The sequence below is a fragment of the Streptomyces sp. NPDC088725 genome, from assembly GCF_044751305.1.
Classification (GTDB): Bacteria; Actinomycetota; Actinomycetes; order Streptomycetales; family Streptomycetaceae; genus Streptomyces.
Genome location: NZ_JBIVLO010000008.1, coordinates 169,089 through 185,533, shown reverse-complemented (window position 1 = coordinate 185,533; position 16,445 = coordinate 169,089). Strand labels below are relative to the sequence as shown.

The 16,445-nt window shown below is 71.0% G+C and carries 11 protein-coding genes; 2 read left to right on the top strand and 9 right to left on the bottom strand.

The window, feature by feature from the left end; all coding sequences use genetic code 11:
- Window positions 1-198 precede the first annotated feature (198 nt).
- Window positions 199-1,587, bottom strand: coding sequence for a hypothetical protein (locus ACIP6N_RS21485; RefSeq protein ID WP_401817633.1), 1,389 nt, complete (start codon window positions 1,585-1,587; stop codon window positions 199-201).
- Window positions 1,588-1,810: 223 nt separating this feature from the next.
- Here ACIP6N_RS21485 and ACIP6N_RS21480 point away from each other — a divergent pair, with 223 nt between their 5' ends.
- Window positions 1,811-4,867, top strand: coding sequence for an AfsR/SARP family transcriptional regulator (locus ACIP6N_RS21480; RefSeq protein ID WP_401817632.1), 3,057 nt, complete (start codon window positions 1,811-1,813; stop codon window positions 4,865-4,867).
- A 122-nt stretch (window positions 4,868-4,989) separates the two neighbouring features.
- On the opposite strand, the gene ACIP6N_RS21475 is transcribed toward ACIP6N_RS21480, so the two are convergent.
- From ACIP6N_RS21475 to ACIP6N_RS21455, 5 genes are all read right to left on the bottom strand, one after another.
- Window positions 4,990-6,564: a glycosyl hydrolase gene (locus ACIP6N_RS21475; RefSeq protein WP_401817630.1), complete on the bottom strand. Its 1,575-nt coding sequence runs from the start codon at window positions 6,562-6,564 to the stop codon at window positions 4,990-4,992.
- Between the two features lie 107 nt (window positions 6,565-6,671).
- On the bottom strand, window positions 6,672-7,610 hold the full coding sequence (locus tag ACIP6N_RS21470) for a hypothetical protein (RefSeq protein ID WP_401817629.1): 939 nt from the start codon (window positions 7,608-7,610) through the stop codon (window positions 6,672-6,674).
- A 195-nt stretch (window positions 7,611-7,805) separates the two neighbouring features.
- A complete protein-coding gene (locus ACIP6N_RS21465) occupies window positions 7,806-8,702 on the bottom strand; it encodes a hypothetical protein (RefSeq protein ID WP_401817628.1) in 897 nt (298 codons plus the stop codon).
- A gap of 158 nt (window positions 8,703-8,860) precedes the next feature.
- Complete coding sequence (locus ACIP6N_RS21460) at window positions 8,861-9,322, bottom strand: DUF4913 domain-containing protein (RefSeq protein WP_401817627.1); 462 nt, start codon at window positions 9,320-9,322, stop codon at window positions 8,861-8,863.
- A gap of 118 nt (window positions 9,323-9,440) precedes the next feature.
- A complete protein-coding gene (locus ACIP6N_RS21455; protein ID WP_401817625.1) occupies window positions 9,441-10,475 on the bottom strand; it encodes an NlpC/P60 family protein in 1,035 nt (344 codons plus the stop codon).
- 186 nt (window positions 10,476-10,661) lie between these two features.
- Between ACIP6N_RS21455 and ACIP6N_RS21450 the strand changes: the two genes are divergently transcribed.
- Window positions 10,662-11,054 carry a hypothetical protein gene (locus tag ACIP6N_RS21450; RefSeq protein WP_401817624.1) on the top strand — a complete coding sequence of 131 codons (393 nt, stop codon included), beginning with the start codon at window positions 10,662-10,664 and terminating at the stop codon, window positions 11,052-11,054.
- 60 nt (window positions 11,055-11,114) lie between these two features.
- Here the strand turns inward: ACIP6N_RS21450 and ACIP6N_RS21445 are convergent, their stop codons facing one another.
- The 3 genes from ACIP6N_RS21445 to ACIP6N_RS21435 all read right to left on the bottom strand — a co-directional run bounded on the left by ACIP6N_RS21445 (window position 11,115) and on the right by ACIP6N_RS21435 (window position 16,209).
- Complete coding sequence (locus ACIP6N_RS21445; protein WP_401817622.1) at window positions 11,115-12,887, bottom strand: type IV secretory system conjugative DNA transfer family protein; 1,773 nt, start codon at window positions 12,885-12,887, stop codon at window positions 11,115-11,117.
- Window positions 12,884-14,398 carry an ATP/GTP-binding protein gene (locus ACIP6N_RS21440; protein WP_401817886.1) on the bottom strand — a complete coding sequence of 505 codons (1,515 nt, stop codon included), beginning with the start codon at window positions 14,396-14,398 and terminating at the stop codon, window positions 12,884-12,886. The genes ACIP6N_RS21445 and ACIP6N_RS21440 overlap by 4 nt, the downstream gene beginning before the upstream one ends.
- A gap of 317 nt (window positions 14,399-14,715) precedes the next feature.
- Window positions 14,716-16,209, bottom strand: coding sequence for an SCO6880 family protein (locus tag ACIP6N_RS21435; RefSeq protein ID WP_401817620.1), 1,494 nt, complete (start codon window positions 16,207-16,209; stop codon window positions 14,716-14,718).
- Window positions 16,210-16,445: the final 236 nt, after the last annotated feature.

The window sequence follows — 16,445 nt, the reverse complement described above, 5'->3', positions numbered from 1 at the left end:
TGGCGCGCGGCCTGCCGGGCCGGGGTTTCGCGCCGGATCTATGAGGACGGTCCGGCACCGGCGACTGGCCGGCGGGCATCGCCCGGCCGGTGAGGGTGGTGGCGTGGTGCGACGCCGGTTGAGCTGTCCGGCCTGGTCGTCGGCCCGGGCCCTGTCCGGTTCGGGTGCCGGACAGGGCCTTCGTGCTGTCGCTGTCATTCACACCGTGAACTTCACGGCCTCCAGATACACGTCGTTGCGGAGAGTGCCGCCGAAGGTGTAGTTGGGGCGTGGGTCGGTGCAACCGGGCTCTCCGAAGCTGCCGTTGTGGAGGAGCGCGGCCTGGCAGATCGTGCCGTTGCCGACGTTGATGGCGTACCCGAGCATGTTCGGGGCGCCCTGCTTCGAGCTGCCGATGTAGAAATCCTTGCCCTCGGTCACGGGGGACCACGGCGTCTTCCACTGACCGTTTCCGTCGGTCGACTCGGGATAGTGGACGAAGGCGTTGGCAGCCGAGCCCCCGACACCCCGCACCGCGATGTTGATGGCCTTGAGCGCCCGGTTCCGGCCCGAGGTGCCGGCCATCGTCCCGTCGCACACCGGCTTCTGCCAGCCCTGTCCTGAGACGTAGGCGCGGTAGCAGATGTGCCGGCCCGAAGGGTCGTTCTTGGCAAGGCGGTTCACGGCGGTGGCGGCGGTGTCCTGCTGCGGCTTCGCCGTCACCGTCGCCGTGGCCTGCGGGGGTCTCGCGGTCACGGTGACAACGCCGCCTCCGGGCTCCTTCGCGTCCGCCTTGTGCTTGGGTTCGGGCTTGGGCTTCGGCGTCGGTGACGGTGAGACGCTGGGCAGCGGCGGCAGTGTGACGGGGGAGACGGAATGCGTCGGCTCCGGCTTCCTGCTCGGAATGCTGCTCGTCGCGCTGCTGGAACGGGCGCTCTGCTTCTCGTCCTCGCCGCCGCTGCCCAGCATCACCAGCGGAACGATGACGAGGGCGGCCACGACGAGTGCCACTGGGCCGACGAAGAAGGGCCTGCTGAGCAGGCCGGGACCCTTGTACTCGTCGTCCGACTGGCGTGATTCGTTTCTGCGGACGATCTTCGGCGCGGGAGCGGGCGCGGGCGCGGGCGTGGGCGCGGGTCCGGCCTCTGCGGACGGCGGCAGCGCGTTCGTCTCGTCTTCTTCATGTTCGTGATCGAAATCGTTGCCACCGCCGTCATCGTCGCCGTCGAGATCCTCGTTGCGATCGAGATCGGCGTCGTCGTCATCGGCGGGCGGCAGCGGCTGCTCCTCCTGCCGCTCCTCCTCCTGCTGTTCCAGCAGCCTGCTCGAACCGTCGGGCGTGACCTCGACGTACGCCACGTACCCTGCGGAGGGATCCGAGATGGCCGCCGTCACAGGGGCGTTCCGGTCGCGTGCGCTGCGGTGCAGTGTGTCGAGGATCGCGGCGTCGACCGGCTCACCCTCCCCGGCCTCCACAGGTACGCCGTCGATGGCGGCTGAGCCGTCGCCGGTGATGACCACGGCGAAGTGGGGCGACGGCCGCGGTTCCGCGGGTACGGAGCGGTCGCCTCCTGTGCTCGGCTCGTCCGTCTCTTCACCCTCGCTCATACGCACCCCTTTCCTTGGGACAAGGGCCGCTCGGCCCGGGCGGGTACGCACACGGCGAACCCTGCGTACCGCAACGCACACCGCGCCGGAACGGTTCAATTTCCGGGCCGCCGGACCTGAAGATCTCGCGGAGAAGGTGCCCAGGTAACACTGATCGGGGACGGAACCAGATATTCCGTCAAGGTGGTGTGAAGGACAGCCGCCGCTCAGTAGAGTCCGCGATGTGAACGCCTATACGAATTCCGTACGCTTTGCCGTGCTGGGGCCGGTCCGGGCGTGGCGCGGTGAACGAGAACTGGGCCTCGGCTCGCCCCAGCAAAGAGCGGTTCTGGTGGCGCTGCTGTTACGCAGGGGGCGCCCCGCCACGCTCGACGAACTTCTGCACGCCGTATGGGGCGAGGACCGGCCGGCGGCCGCCGTATCCGTCCTGCGGACCTATGTGTCGCGTCTGCGCAAGCTGTTGGAGGCCGGGCGCGAAGCGGCCGGATCCCCACGGATCATCGTCTCGGTCGGCGACGGATACCTCGCCAGGTTCCCGGAAGACGCCCTGGACCTCGCGGTGTTCGAGCGACAGGTCACCGAGGCGAAGAAGCTGCGCGCCGCGGGTGAGCTGTCCGAGGCGGCCAAGCTGCTGCACACCGCGCTCGCCGGGTGGCAGGGGCCGGCACTCGCCGGAGTCCCGGGCCCACTGGCCGAGTCGGAGCGCTCCTGGCTGAGCGAGGAGCGGCTGACAGCGCTGGAGGCACGGCTCGATGTCGACGTCGAACTCGGCCGCCACGAGGAGGTGATCGCCGAACTCGTCTCACTGACCGGTCAGTACCCACTGCGTGAGCAGCAGTGTCAACTGCTCATGCTGGCGCTGTACCGGTCGGGAAGACAGGCCGAGGCGCTGGCGGTGTACCGCACGACCCGGCGCACCCTGGTGGCGGAGCTGGGCATCGAACCCGGCTCGGCACTGCGGGAGATGCACGACCGCATACTCGCCGCCGACGCCTCCCTCGTACCCGGTCGGCGCCGCCGTTCCGACCCGTCCGGCGAGCCGGATTCGCCGCCGGTGCCCCAGCAGGCCTGCCCCGCTCAACTGCCCGCCGATCTCGCGACCTTCGCCGGACGGCACACCGCACTCGACAGGACCCGTGCGCTGTTGCCGGCCGGCGGCCACGCCCCCGCGACGGTGGTGATCAGTGCGATCGGTGGCATGGCGGGCATAGGCAAGACCACACTGGCCGTGCACTGGGCCCATGAGATCGCGGACCGCTTCCCCGACGGACAGCTCTACATCAACCTGCGCGGCTTCGACCCGACCGGTTCGGTCGTGACACCGGAAGAGGCCATCCGTACCTTCCTCGACGCGCTCGGTGTTCCCCCGATGCGCATCCCCACCGGTCTCGCCGCCCAAGCGGCGCTGTACCGCAGCATGCTCGCTCAGCGGCGGGTACTCGTCCTCCTCGACAACGCCCGCGACACCGAACAGGTCCGCCCGCTGCTGCCCGGCTCGCCCGGCTGTGTCGTCATCGTCACCAGCCGCAACAAGCTCACCGGCCTGATCGCGGGTGAAGGGGCCCATCCGCTGACGCTGGACCAGCTGACGCCCGGCGAGGCGCACGATCTCCTGGCGCGCCGCCTCGGCGCCGAACGGCTGGCGGCCGACCCGAAGGCGGCCGACGAGATCATCGCGCGCTGCGCCCGGCTGCCGCTGGCGCTGGCCATCGTGGCCGCCCATGCCGCCGGGTGTCCCGACTTCCCGCTCAGTGCCATCGCCGGGGAACTGCGCGACAGCAATGGCAGTCTCGACGCCTTCGCGGGCGGCGACGACATCACCACCGACGTACGGACCGTCTTCTCCTGGTCGTACAAAGCACTGTCCGCCCCGGCCGCACGGCTCTTCCGGCTGCTGGGCCTGCACTCCGGACCCGATGTCTCCGCGCCTGCCGCAGCCGGTCTCGCCGGGCTCCCCCTGCGTGAAACCCGTTTCCTGCTCGCCGAGTTGACCCGCGCTCATTTGCTCACGGAACGCTTCCCCGGCCGCTACACGCTCCACGACCTGCTGCGTGTCTACGCCGCCGAGCGGGTCGGCGCCGAGGAGTCGGCGCGGGAGCGGGAGCGGGCCGTCGAGCGGCTGCTCGCCTGGTATCTGCACACCGCGGACGCCGCGTACACGCACATCACACCGCGCCGCCTCCGGATCCGCCTCGACCCGCTGCCCGACGCGTGCCGGCCGCTGGTGTTCACGACGTACGAACAGGCTCTGGACTGGTGCGAGACCGAACGGGCCAATCTGGTCACCGCGGTGAACCAGGCCGCCGCTTCCGGGCACCCCGGCATCGCGTGGCGGCTGCCCGCCGTCCTGTGGGGGTTCTTCTACCTCCGCAGCCATGTGCACGACTGGGTCGACACCGCGGCCGCCGGACTGGCCGCCGCACGCGCGGCCCGGCACAGCCGGGGCGAGGCCCAGGCCCTCGCCGACATGGCAGCGGCGCTGCGCAGCGCCAGCCGGCTCGAAGAGGCCATCGACCACCTGCATCAGGCGATGGTCGCCTACCGGGAACTCGGGGACGCGGACGGCCGCGGATCGGCCGTGGCCAACCTGGGCGACCTCTACCTGCAGACCGGCCGGCTCGCCAAGGCCGTCGAGTACACCCGCAGAGGACTGGTCGTCGAACGGGCCATCGGCACCGTGTGGGGTGAGGGAATCCTGCTGAGCAACCTGGGCGACGCCTATCAGCGGCTCGGCAGGTTCGACGAAGCCGTCGCATGCCTGGAGGAGTCGCTGGCCATCCTGCGCGACAGCGGCAACCGCTGGGTCGAGGGCGTGGCCCTCGACATCCTCGGCACGATCCACCGCAGGCTCCACCGCTACGACGAGTCGGTCGAGTACTACCAGCAGGCGCTCACCACGCATCGGGACGTCGGCAACCGGTGGGGCGAGGGCCACACCCTGGGACATCTCGGTGATGTCCATCTGGAGGCCGACGAGCCGGAGGCCGCTCGCGTCAGCTGGCGCCAGGCGCTCGCGATCTTCGTGGACTTCAACCATCCGGACGCCGAGCAGGTCCGGGAGCGGCTCGGCCGGTTGGCGGGCGGCCCGACGGAGGACCGGGCGGAGGGCCGGGCGGGCGGCGCGACGGAGGACCGGGCGGGCGGCCCGGCATCCGAACCCACTGGCTGGTCGGCCGAACCCACTGACGGTCCTGCCGACCACACCGACAGTCCGGCCGCACCCACTGAGGGGTCGGCCGACGCGCACGCCCCGGGCGCCTCGCCTCAACCGACCGCCTGACATGGATCTCCCCCGATCATGGCTCGCCGTGGCCCCGTAGCAGGCCACGGCGAGCTTGCACCCGAACAACGGATCGCAGGTGCGAACGGTTCAACGGCCAGGTCGGCCCACGTCGCGGTAGGTCAGCCCACGTCGTGGTAGGTCTGGCCGCTGGCGTTGGGGGTCGTGCCGTTGTACAGACCCGTCGGGCTGGTCACGGTGGAGAGCGTGAACCACGCGTAACGCTCCATGAAGTCAAGGCCGTTCATCATCGCCGTCGATGACTTGATGAAGTCGGTCTGCTCCTGCTCGCTGGGATAGCGGGGGGAGCCCTGGGAGAAGTCGATCAGGCCGAACTCGGTCAGCCAGATCGGCTTGTGGTAGCGGTCGTACACCGCCTGGAGGTAGCCGCGCAACTGGTTGGCCGCGTCGGGGCCGAAGTCGCCTCCGTACCAGTGCAAAGGGATGAAATCGACGCGCAGGCCGCGCTCCGCGGCTCCCTGCATGAAGCGGTCCAGCCAGCCGCCGGCGACATCGGCGCCGTACGAGACCGCGGGAGCGCCCAGGCGCAGGCCGGTGGACTCCAGCCGGGGCCAGAGGTCCAGGGCCTGCTCGGGGCTCATGTTGGCCTGGGTGCCCGAGTCGGGTTCGTTGAAGCCGAGCAGCTCCGTGCCCTCCTGGGCGGCATGCCCCAGCTCGTCGTCGGTGACCGACCCGGGACCCCAGATCATCGGGACGTACTCGACACCGTCCGGTTTGGCGACCTCGCCGCTGGACGAGGCCCAGTTGAAGTACCAGGAAGCGCCGGACCCGGCGAGTGCCTGGGAGGCTCCGTCGACGGGGTTGAGGCTGACCCCCTTGCGGTTCGACGCCGGGGCGGCGGTGCCGGGCGGGGGCGGGTTGACGGCCTCGGGAGCGGGCGGCGGGGCGCTGCCGGTCCCGAACGAGACGGTCAGGCCAGTGCACTTGGTGCACTGGTACATGACCTTGTTGCCCGGCTCGGCGTCCTGCTTGGACCAGGCGTACGCGGTGGGGCACTTCTGGTTGATCATGTCGCTGTACGGCGTCTTGGCGTCCCGGTTCGGGTTGACGCACACCAGCGGACTGCCCGTGGCCTGGTCCTTCTGCAGATTGTCGGCCGGGCAGCCGGACAGCAGATCCTCGGCGCAACCCGCCACGGCGCACTCGCCGGCCGCGGGTGGTTCCACGTCGTCGGGTGTGATGGTGACGGGTGCCGAGACGGCGTTGACGTAACTGACGTCGTACCAGGGCGCCAGCGAATCGGCCGGGTCGAAGTTGAACTCAGCCAGCCCCGTGGGCTGTTCGCCGAGGGAGCAGTGATCGACGTAGGGCCCGCAGTCACCGACGGCGCAGTGGAACGTACTGCCGTCCTCACCGTCGCAACCCTGGCGGGCGAAGAACGTGCCGCGCCAGTGCCCGGCGCCCTCCTGCTCGGGGATGGTGATGGACGCCGCCTGGCCGGGATCCAGCACCGGCAGCCCGGTGAGCGCTGCCGAGCCGTCGGCGTTGACCCTGCTGCCGACCCAGATGCGGCTGTCCGTCCTGTTCTGCAGGGTGATGGTGTGCTCGGCGACGGCGGCGGCCGGCGCTCCGATGCTCCCGCTGTCGGAGCGGTGTGCCTGAACCGCTACGGCGGTGCCTGTCACACCGACGATGACCAGGAGCAGAGCCAGCAGAAATGATGTGCGTCTGCGCATAGAGCGTGCCTCTCCATCGGGCTTGCGCTGGTTGATTGACCGGATTTCCTTGCGCAGGCACGACGGATGGGCACGGTGGATGGTTCACCCGGCGACGGATGTCATGCTCATCGCCGTGCCTGACCGTGCGAATTCGGCCTGACGGGCTTCCTGCCGACCAGTGATGACGATGCGTCAGAAAATCGTGGCGTCGAGGGGCCGGAGGGACTGTCGTACGACTCGCGGACGATCGCCCGCCCCTCGCTGCTGAGCAGGGGGTGCGGAAAGTCGAACGATCCGGTGGGCGATTCGGGGGAGCCCGGCGGCGAGACCGGGCTCGGTGGAGGAGATACGGACGCGGACGCGGATGCGCTGCTCCCGAACACTTCCCGTCGTTCGGCGGCAAGGAAGGTGTGACCGTCGGTGAGATCGTCCCTGCGCGGTGTCGAGGCAGTGGCGGCGGTTCTTGCCGCCAGGTTTCTCCGTTCGGCCGCTTCGAAGTTCTGGCCGTCGGTGAAGTCGCCCTCGCCCGGGCCCTGAGAACCGTGCGCCGGGGTGTCCTGGGAGGAGACGGCCCGCGTCGTCGCCGTACGCTCCCAGCGCTCCCGGGTCCGATCGGTCCGCCGCTCCTCGGGAGCGCCGCGCCGCAGCTCCCTCATGAACGCGTTGTTGGCGTACTCCGCGACCGTCGGCATGCTCGCCGGTGACTTGTCGTACGCCTTCCGCCACTTGGTCCCGGATCTGAGCTGCGCGAGAACCGCGTCCTCGAAAGCCTCGCGTTCGTGCTCCGGCAACCGGCTGACCGCGCCCTCGAAGTCGGCTCTCCCGACAGGCACCGGCTGCTGCGGCCCGTCCTCGGTGCCCGGCGCCGCCGTCGACGCCGACTGCGACGGCGACGGCGAGCGGCCCCTGAGACGGTCCAGGAGGCGGCTCAACTCGGCCGCCAGCCCGGTCCAGGCGCTGTCCGTGCCCCTCGAAGCCGCCCGGCGGCCGAACCGCCCGCCTCTCAACCCGTACTCGGTGTTGATGAGGTTGCGCGCCAGCGCGACCGAGTCAGCGCCCGCCATGGCGCCTCTCTTTCAGGCAGAACCGGAATCCGCCGGCGTCCGACGCGAACCGGCGCCGCGCCGGCAGACCGCTCGGCGCGGATCGCCACACACGGGCAGTGGACATGTGCGTACCTCCCCGACCTGTCGGCAGTGGTCCCGGCATAACGGCCGCGCCCCGGGGACGCGGCCGTCGTGCCGGTCCGGTGGGTGCGATCAGCGCTTGGCCTTCTTCTTGCCTTCCTTGTTACTGGTGTGCCGCCTCTGCGAGACGTGGCCCGACGACGGTCCGGCGGCGGATTCCCTCTGAGGGGCCGTGTTGCCCGCCGGCGGGCTGTACGCTCCGGCCGGCGTGCCGAGGGGCGACTGCGGCTGGAGGGACGAGGTGGACGACTGCGGCTCCGAAGCCGGCTCGTAGCCGGGCGGGTACTGACCCGGCTGGTATCCGAGCTGCGGATTGTTGTGCATCCCGTACATCTCGTACCCGGGGTCCTCCGCCGCCCGGCCCGGATCCGTGTGGGCGTGGTGCACCGCGTCAGCCGCCGTCGCGCCTCCGGCCACCCAGGTGCCCGCGCCGTCGACCATCGTGGTGCCCGGGGCACTCTGGTTGGCGGCGGCACCGTACGTGTTCATTCCCGCGGACGCCAGACGGGCCGCGCTTGTGGCCACCTGGTACGGGTCGACGTGGCCACCTGCCTGGTACTGCTGGTACTGGTCGTAGAGCTCCTGCCCGCCCACGATGCCCTGAGCGGCGATTCCCACGCTCCTCGTGATCGTGGCGGCCCGGCCGGTCATGAAATTGGAAGCACCCTGGATGAGGCTGGGTGTCGCGTCCACCAGGGCCCGCGCGATGCGTGTCCTGTTCTCCGAGACCCACTGCACCGCGCGCTGGTCCCAACGCGCGACAGCATTGCCGTTGACCGCGTAGAACTCCCGGGCGTTCGCGTCGTAGACACCGGTCCCGGCTCCCTCGAAGAGCTGAGGGGCACTGTCCGGGACGGGCGAACTTGAGCTTCGGACCGACGTCGACCGCCTGCCGTCGTCGATCCTGACGGAGTGGAAAGAACTGGCATTGGAATCGCCGCTGTCGTGTGAACCTTGTGAGCCTGGCATTTCACCCTTCCTTCTGGGTGGATGGTTGCTCCGTACGGAGCCTGTGGCGGCGCCGTGTCCCGGCGCAGCCGACCGGACACGTACTCCGCTCGCCAAGCACAACGGGGCCGCCGCGGCCTCGGTTCACCTCCTCCTGCCCCAGGCCCTGTCCGGCGGGTTCAGCTCGGCTGTTGTGGCGGTGGCCTTTCCCAGCCCCGCGGGGGCGGGGGCGGCGGTGGTGGCGGCGCGAACGGGTCGATCGTGTCGATGGGAGGAGTCTCCTTCGGGCGGTGCGTGCCGGACTTGCAGCCCGCGAAGGGGCCTTGTGGGTCGCGCAGGGTGTCCATGACGGTCGACAGGTAGTCGCGGTGCCAACTGGCCGGCCCGGTCATCTCGGAGCCGGGCCCCGTCAGATGGCCCCAGGCCAGCCACAGGCCGTGGAGCTGCGCCACCGCTTCGGGATGCTCCCACCAGCGGGGGCACCAGGGCGAGGCGGACGTGACTTCCCTGCCGTATACCGGGAGCAGCACGTGGTGTGTCCACAGGGTCAGCTGCCGCAGCGTCCACGCGTAAGCGGGCCCCTCCAGGTAGAGGATGAACTTCGCCGGTTCGGGGGGCTCCTCCGGCTGGGTGGTGGACATGGGCCCTCCTGTCGGTTGGTTCAGGCACCGACTCGGTTCGTCAGTCGGTGGGTTCAGGCGCCGCTTCGGGGCGTCAGTGGGTTCGGACGTACGGGGCTCAGGCTTACGGGGTTCAGGCTCAGGCGTCCGGGCGTACCGCTCCGAGGATCTGCATCGAAGCCGCCGGCGCCACGTACACCCACCGCCCGGGGCGCGGGGCCTGGATGATTTTGCCGTCGCCGATGTAGAGGGCGACGTGGCTGGCGTCGGAGAAGTAGATGATGAGGTCGCCGGGGCGCATGTCCTCGACAGGGATGTGCTTCAACTGCCGCCACTGTTCCTGCGATGTGCGGGGGATGGGGTGGCCCGCCGCCAGCCAGGCCTGAGAGGTGAGGCCGGAACAGTCGAAGGAGTTGGGGCCTTCGGCGCCCCAGACGTACGGCTTGCCGATCTGCCGGGTGGCGTAGGCGACGGCCTTGCGGCCCGCCGGAGTCGCCTCGGTGCCGACCTTCTTGAGGACGCCCGTGCTCACCCACTTCGTCTGGGCGTCGTCCGCGTCCTTCTCGTCGAGGGCCGCGATCTGCTGGAGTTCCGCCGCTGCCAGCTGCGACTCCAGCTTCTTCGCCGCTGTGATGTGCTGCTCGATCGTGTGCTGCTCGTTCTTCCGGGTGTGGCGGGTCGCCTTCAGATGCTTCAGTTCGTCGGAGGCGTCGTCGGTGCGGCGGCGCAGGTCCTCGCGTGTGGTGCTCAGAGCGGTCAGCACACTGTGCCTGGCCTGCTGAGCCTCGCGGTTCAAGGACGCGTTGTCCAGGGCGGTCGCCGGGTCGTCGTCGAGTACCAACTGCATCTCGGCGGGCAGCCATCCGCCCCGGTACTGGGCCCTGGCCATCGCCCCCGCCTGCGAGTTGAGGACGGACAGCTTCGCCTCTGCGGTCTTGACCCGGGCGTTGAGTACGTCGACCCGCTTCTGCTGCGCGGCCACCTTCTCGTCGGCGGCGTTGTACTTGTCGGTGGCGACTTCCGCGTCGTGGTACAGGCCCGCCAGTTGGGCACGTACCCGGGTGAGGGTCGGGGGGTCGGCGCGGGCGGCCTGCTGGCTCGTCACCGTCAGGCCGCAGGCCAGGACGACGGCTGCCGCCGTCCGGTAGCTGTGTGCGCGCAGGGGCCGTCTCATCTGGGCCGAAGCTCCCTTCGTCCGCGTCGATCGGGGTCGGGCCCGAGACGCGACCCAGGGCCCGACCCCACAACGGGCCGTGCCGTCCGGTGGTTCAAGGAGACGTGAACCGGAGGAGACGTGAACCGGACTCGGCCCGGCGTCCCTTGTGCGTGAGAGGGCCGTACGTCGGATGAAAGGGTCGTTGTGGAAGTGGAGTTGCTGCTGCTGGCGCTGTGCACGGGGTCCGGTCTCGGCTTTCTGCTGCTCGCCGTGCGGTCGGTTCTGGCGGCCCTGCGGCTGCGGTTGCGCGGACTGCGCGTGATGGGTGTGGTGACGGCGCGCGGCAAGGCCGACCGGCGCCGCGGCGGGCTCGTGATGTTCGCCGACCACCTCGGGCGCAGCCTCGTCCTCGACCCGGGCAGGCGCGGCCCGTGGTGCGGGCTGCCGCGCCCGGGCCGCAGCGTGCCCGTGGTCTACGCGCGGAACCGGCCCACGTCGGCCGGGCTGTGGACGGTGCGGTATCTGCTGGCGCCGGCGTTCGGGTGGTTCCTGTCCTCGGCCCTGGCGTTCGGCGCCGGGGTCCTCGTGACGCCGTGACCCCGCACGCCCGTGATGCCTCATTCCCACAACCGATCTATGCCCGTGGGCACTTGGTGGTCAGCCGGCGAACGGCTTGCCGAGGCTCACTCCCTTCAGCCCGGCCGCGGCCCGCGCGGTGATGGCCGCGGTCTCCGCCTTCGCCGCCGCCGAGATGGCGCCGGCGCCCGGCTCCTTGTACCAGGGGCGCAGCCGGATCAGGGCGGGCTTGACCCCGGTCGCGAGGAGCAGCGCGGTGCCCTTGGGCAGGGCCCGGATCCTGTCGGGCGGCAGGACGGACTCCTGGCGGTACGAGTACGAGCGCGACGTGCCGTCCTTGCTGCGGGAGACGCTCGGTGTGCGCACGTCGTACTGGCCGACGAGCGTGGAGATCTTCTGTACGAAGTCGGCGTCGTCCAGGCCCGCGCCGAGCAGCTTGATGGTCGCGGCGCTCCACAGCGCGTCCATGCCCGCGTCACCCCACACCCGGGCACCCTGACGGTAACTCTGCAGCAGCGTGACGACGTTGATGCCGCGCGAGCCGAAGTGCGAGTAGAGGTCGGGCAGGTCGGAGATGCGGCACACGTTGGCCGCCTCGTCGAGGACCGCCGTCAGTGGCGGGTCGAGCCGGCCGCCCATGCGTTCGGCCGTCACCACGCCCGCCCGCATCGTCGCGTCGGCGATGCCGGCGATGACGCCGGCCGCCGAGCCGCCACCGTCCTTGGACAGCAGGTACAGGGTGTCCTTGCCCAACACATGGCGGTCGGGCCGGAATTCGGGCAGTGAGCGGTCGGGCGTGACCCAGGCGAGGATCGCGGGATCGAGGAGGCAGGACACGGTCTGGCGCGCGGTCTCGAAAATGCCGTCCCTCGTCTCCACGGCGCCACGGACCGTGCCCTGCAACTGCTCTGCCATCGCGACGAGCCCGTTGTCACGGAGCAGGTCGACCGGGGTCCGGTCGGCGGGGTCGGCGAGCCAGCCGAGCAGGTCGCGTACCGGGGTGTTGCTGCGGGCCGCCGCGAGGAAGAGAGCGGTGAGGGTGTTCTGGGCGGCCGAGATCCAGAAGTCCTTCTTCGCCGTGTCGTCGTTGACGGAGGCCACGAAGTGTCCCGCGAGCCTGCGGGCGCCTTCGGTGGTGTGGCATTCGGCGAGCATGTTCCACCACATGGCGCGCGGACTGTGCGCGATGCCCTGCGGGTCGAACGTCCAGACCGTGCCTGCCTGTTCACGCGCGGCGCGCGTCACGGCGTACACGTCGGACTTGTTGGAGGTGAGCAGCACGGCGCCTTGGGCGCGCAGTACCCGGGGAACGGCGATACCGGTGGACTTGCCGGCCCGCGGCGCCATGAGGTCGAGTTCCACATCCTCGTAACTGCTGCGCAGTTCCGGCCCCCTGGGAGCGAGTTCGCCGAGGAGGTTGCCCGTCTCGTCCGGGTGCAGCCGCTGCCGGCCCTTGAGGGTCGGGCGCAGTTCGCGGGCGCGTGCCTCGATGCCCTTGGGGCCCAGCGCGGCGAGATCGCGGCTGCCGGCCAGGCCCTTGGGGCGGCGCGTACGGCCGGTGAGCAGGATCACGGCGAGGACGAACGGGACGGCGACGACTGCCAACAGTCCTGCTATGCCCGCGTAGACGGCTGTGGGCGGTGTTGTGGGCCACAGCGCGACCGGACCGTCCGACACGAGGCTGGAGACGGTCGACATGGCGAAGGGCGGAGCATCCCAGCCGTGTCCCGAGACGCCGGCGCCGATGGTGCCGCCCGACCAGGCGACGGTGAACATGACGAGGCCGGTCCCCGCGACCGCCACGATGGCCCACGGAAGCAGATCGTGCAGATCACCGCCACGCTGTCCGCTCACGCGGTCCACCCCCCGGCCGATTCGGTGCCGGTGCCGGTGCCGGTTCCGGGGGCGCCGGGAAGGCGGTACGTCCCTTCCAGGGCGGCCCGCTGAACCTGCCCGGTGGCCTTGGCCACGGCCTCTTCGACCGTCTGCTCGTTGGGCGTCCAGCGGGTGTTGGTGTTGTGCAGCCGGCGTTCCGCGTCGGTGATGGCGACCTTGATCGGGATGCCGGGGCGGCCGCCGACCTTGATGAGGAAGCGGCCGCGGCCCGGCGGTTCCTCGTCCTCGCCGTTGACACCCCAGCCGGGGGGTGAGGACCAGGACGAGACGAGTTCGATCTCGCGGCGCGACAGCCCGACGACCTTGCCGAGATCCTCCATCTCGGTCCTCGGCAGCCCGGCGCACACCACCATCCCCGCCCGCTCGACGAATCCGCGTGCTTTGGCGCGGTCGGCGTCGGTGCCGAGCGCCTCGGCGTCCTTGAGGGTGTGCGTGATCTTGGCGTCGCCGAGGCCGAGTGAGCGGTTGAGGCGGGTGAGCGCGTCGATGCGGTCGACGATGCCGGACGCCGCGCGCAGCGGGCGCCACAGCTCGTCCAGCACGGTGAAGAACCAGCGCCGCGGGGCGAGTCCGGCGTCCGCGAGGGCGTGACAGGCGGCCACGGTGCCGAGCCCGTCGGACCAGGCGGCGAGCATCGCCGCCGCCGTCAACTGGGTGTCGGCCTCGCCGATGCCGGAGATGTCGATGCACACGGCGGGCGCGTCGGGGTCGATATGGGTCGACGTCTCGGAGGCGAAGGTGTCGCCGAGCGGGCCGTCGAGGATGCCGAGCAGCGAGCGGTGCAGCGGGTCGACGGCGTCCCGGTAGCGGGAGTCGTCACCCCGGTCGAGCGTGACGGCGCGCACCCGGGGCGGGCCCTCGGTGAGGATCCGCAGGACATCGGGCAGCAGCACGGTGTGCCCGGAGGGCGTGCGTTCGCGCAAGTGGTGCAGGACGGCGGAGAGTACGGACTGCTCGTGGTCGTCCATGGGCCGGCCGCGCACGATGGTGATGAGCGCGGCGACCATGTTCAGGACCCGGCCGTGGGCCTCGGCCTTGAGGACTTCACCGGCCTCGCCGCCGATCTTCGCCGCCGCGGCGCCCATGGCGCCCGGGTCGAGGACGTTGATGCCGCCGCGGCCGCGGCCGATGGAGATCACCTGACCGCCGAGCGCGCGCACCGTGTCGGCGTAGTCCGGCTTGAGGTCGCCGAGTACCAGCGGTACGACGCCGGTCGCCGCGAGCCCGATCAGCATCCGGTTGACGAGGGTGGACTTGCCCAGGCCCGGCATGCCGAGCATGAACAGCGAAGGGTTGGAGATGTAGCGGGCCCGGGTGAACCAGCTCAGCGGGTCGCCGCAGACCGTGGCGCCGGTGAACAGGTGCTGTCCGAGCGGCACTCCGGTCATGGGCGAACCGGAACCGGCGGCGAACGGCCACATGCCGCAGGCCTGCACGGTCGTGGCGCGCCACATGGTGGGCGGGTCCATGTAGCCGACGCGCCCGCCGCCGGCGCCGTACCAGCCACGGGGCGGGACGTAGAGCTCCTTGGGGCGGGGCGGTGTCTTCTGCTTCCCGCCCTGCTTGCCGCTCTGCCCGCTACCCTGCTTCCTGCCCTGCTTGCCGTTCTTCGTGCCGCTCTGCCCGTCGCCCTGCCGCGTGACGGACTTCGACGCGGTCGGCTTCTTCCGCCCCGGCTTCTGTGCCCAGGGCGACTCCGGCGCGGGCAGCTCCCCGGGCGGCAGGGCGCTCGCGCGCTCCTCGGCCAGCCGGTCCGCCCGCTCGGCCAGCTTCTGTTCGCGCCGGCTCACAACGCCTCCTGGAGTTCGTGCGGGACGAGGGTCTGCTCCCACGGCAGGATTCCGGCGGGCAGGGTGCAGGTGAACGCCGCCGCCTGCATCCGGTCGGCGGGCCGCATCTGTACCCGGGAGGCCGCCGTCAGGTTCCTTATGGTGACGCTCGCGTCGGCCAGCTCGTCCGCGTTGTCGACGGTGACCGTCAGCATCAGCGAGAACTCCACGAGCCCGGCGCCCGACGCCTCCTCGTTCGCGGTCTGTTCCGCGGCCCGCACCTCGGAGGCCGCGCGAGCCTGCACCATGCCCTTGCCGGAGGTCGCCATGAACTGGGCGCTGCGCCGGTCGGCCTCGACGATCCGCGCCGAGGTGGCCGGGTCGATGGGCCGGTAGACCAGGGCGACCCGCTTGCGGCGGGTGCCGGGGGCCGCTTCCAGCATGCCCCGCATCACCGAGGACCGGACGGTGCCGCGCGGCGCCAGGGTCAGCATCCAGGTACGGGAGACTCCGGAGTCGTGCTGGTAGCTGTTCACGGTCTCCACGGCGGCGGCCGGTCCGGCGTCCTCCCACTCCAGTCCCGTACCACCGTGCATGGCCCGGGCGTTGAGTACGTCGGCGGCGACGGCCGGATCGTAGGCGACCCGGACCACCTCGGCGATGCGCTCGGCCGACAGCGGGTACGCGGCTCCGCCGCCCGCCGCGACGAGTCCGCTGAGCAGGCCGGGGATCCGGATCGCGAGATCCGTGATCACGTCGTCCTTCTTCCGGCTCTGGCCGCCCGGGACGCCGTAGGTGAGGGTGATGTAGGTGTGCATCTCGGAGGAGGCGCTCGGATAGCGTTCGACGACCTCCTCCATCACGGCGCGGGCGGCCGGCGGGGCGTCGTGGCGGATCCGGGGCAGTACCTCATGGGCGAGCCGGGTGCCCGGGTCGGGGGCGGTCTCCACGATCACGGAGGCACCGCGCAGACCGGGTTCGTGGGACAGCCGGGCCAGCCACTCGCCCCACAGCGCCACCCAGACGTCGACCTGGTCCGGGTCGATGAGCGAACCGCCGTCGGGGTCGCAGCCGAGGACGATCGTGTACAGGTTGCGGACCGGGTGGTGCAGGACCCCGAAGGGACGGTCGTAGGCGTCCCGGCCCTCGGTCGCCGTGACCTTGTTGAGCAGACCCGGCGGCCGGAACCGGCCGCCGGGCCGGGCGGACAGCGGCCCTGACACGTACAGGTGCGCGCCCTTCGCCTTCCGGCGCGACCAGCCGATGCGCAGCGTGATCAGCTGGTAGACGTTGCGTCCGTCCTGGGTGCGCAGGGTGAGCGGGATCAGGAACAGCAGGACGGGTACGAACACGACGAGCGCGGCGTACAGCGAGATCAGCGAGGCCAGCAAGGTGGCGATGAGCCCGCCGAACGCCCCGAAGGTGCCGACGAGACCCAGTGGTCCGAGCCCCGGCCGCCTCGGCCTGCGCCAGTTTCCGTAGGTCGGATGGGTGACAGCTTCCGTGGACATCAGGTTCCGGTTTCCCTTCGTGAAGTGGCCGGGCCGGCCGGCGCTGTGTATGGCGGTCCGTACGGCGGTTGCAGCGGCGGCCGGTGTACTCCCCGCCGGGATACGGCGGTGGCTGCGGCGCTGCGGGGAAGTCGCCGAGTGCCTGCCGGGAGAGGGGAGTCCGGCGGCCGTGCGTCAGGGGAGGCGACGGCCGGACGTACGCGTGGACCGGCCGGCCGTCGTCGCTCCCCCGGGGA

Bases quoted from the DNA above. Each gene is read 5' to 3' on its own strand.
- ACIP6N_RS21475 (WP_401817630.1), bottom strand. From the start codon at position 6,564: ATGCGCAGACGCACATCATTTCTGCTGGCTCTGCTCCTGGTCATCGTC.
- ACIP6N_RS21435 (WP_401817620.1), bottom strand. From the start codon at position 16,209: ATGTCCACGGAAGCTGTCACCCATCCGACCTACGGAAACTGGCGCAGG.
- ACIP6N_RS21460 (WP_401817627.1), bottom strand. From the start codon at position 9,322: ATGTCCACCACCCAGCCGGAGGAGCCCCCCGAACCGGCGAAGTTCATC.
- ACIP6N_RS21465 (WP_401817628.1), bottom strand. From the start codon at position 8,702: ATGCCAGGCTCACAAGGTTCACACGACAGCGGCGATTCCAATGCCAGT.
- ACIP6N_RS21470 (WP_401817629.1), bottom strand. From the start codon at position 7,610: ATGGCGGGCGCTGACTCGGTCGCGCTGGCGCGCAACCTCATCAACACC.
- ACIP6N_RS21455 (WP_401817625.1), bottom strand. From the start codon at position 10,475: ATGAGACGGCCCCTGCGCGCACACAGCTACCGGACGGCGGCAGCCGTC.
- ACIP6N_RS21485 (WP_401817633.1), bottom strand. From the start codon at position 1,587: ATGAGCGAGGGTGAAGAGACGGACGAGCCGAGCACAGGAGGCGACCGC.
- ACIP6N_RS21440 (WP_401817886.1), bottom strand. From the start codon at position 14,398: ATGGACCCGCCCACCATGTGGCGCGCCACGACCGTGCAGGCCTGCGGC.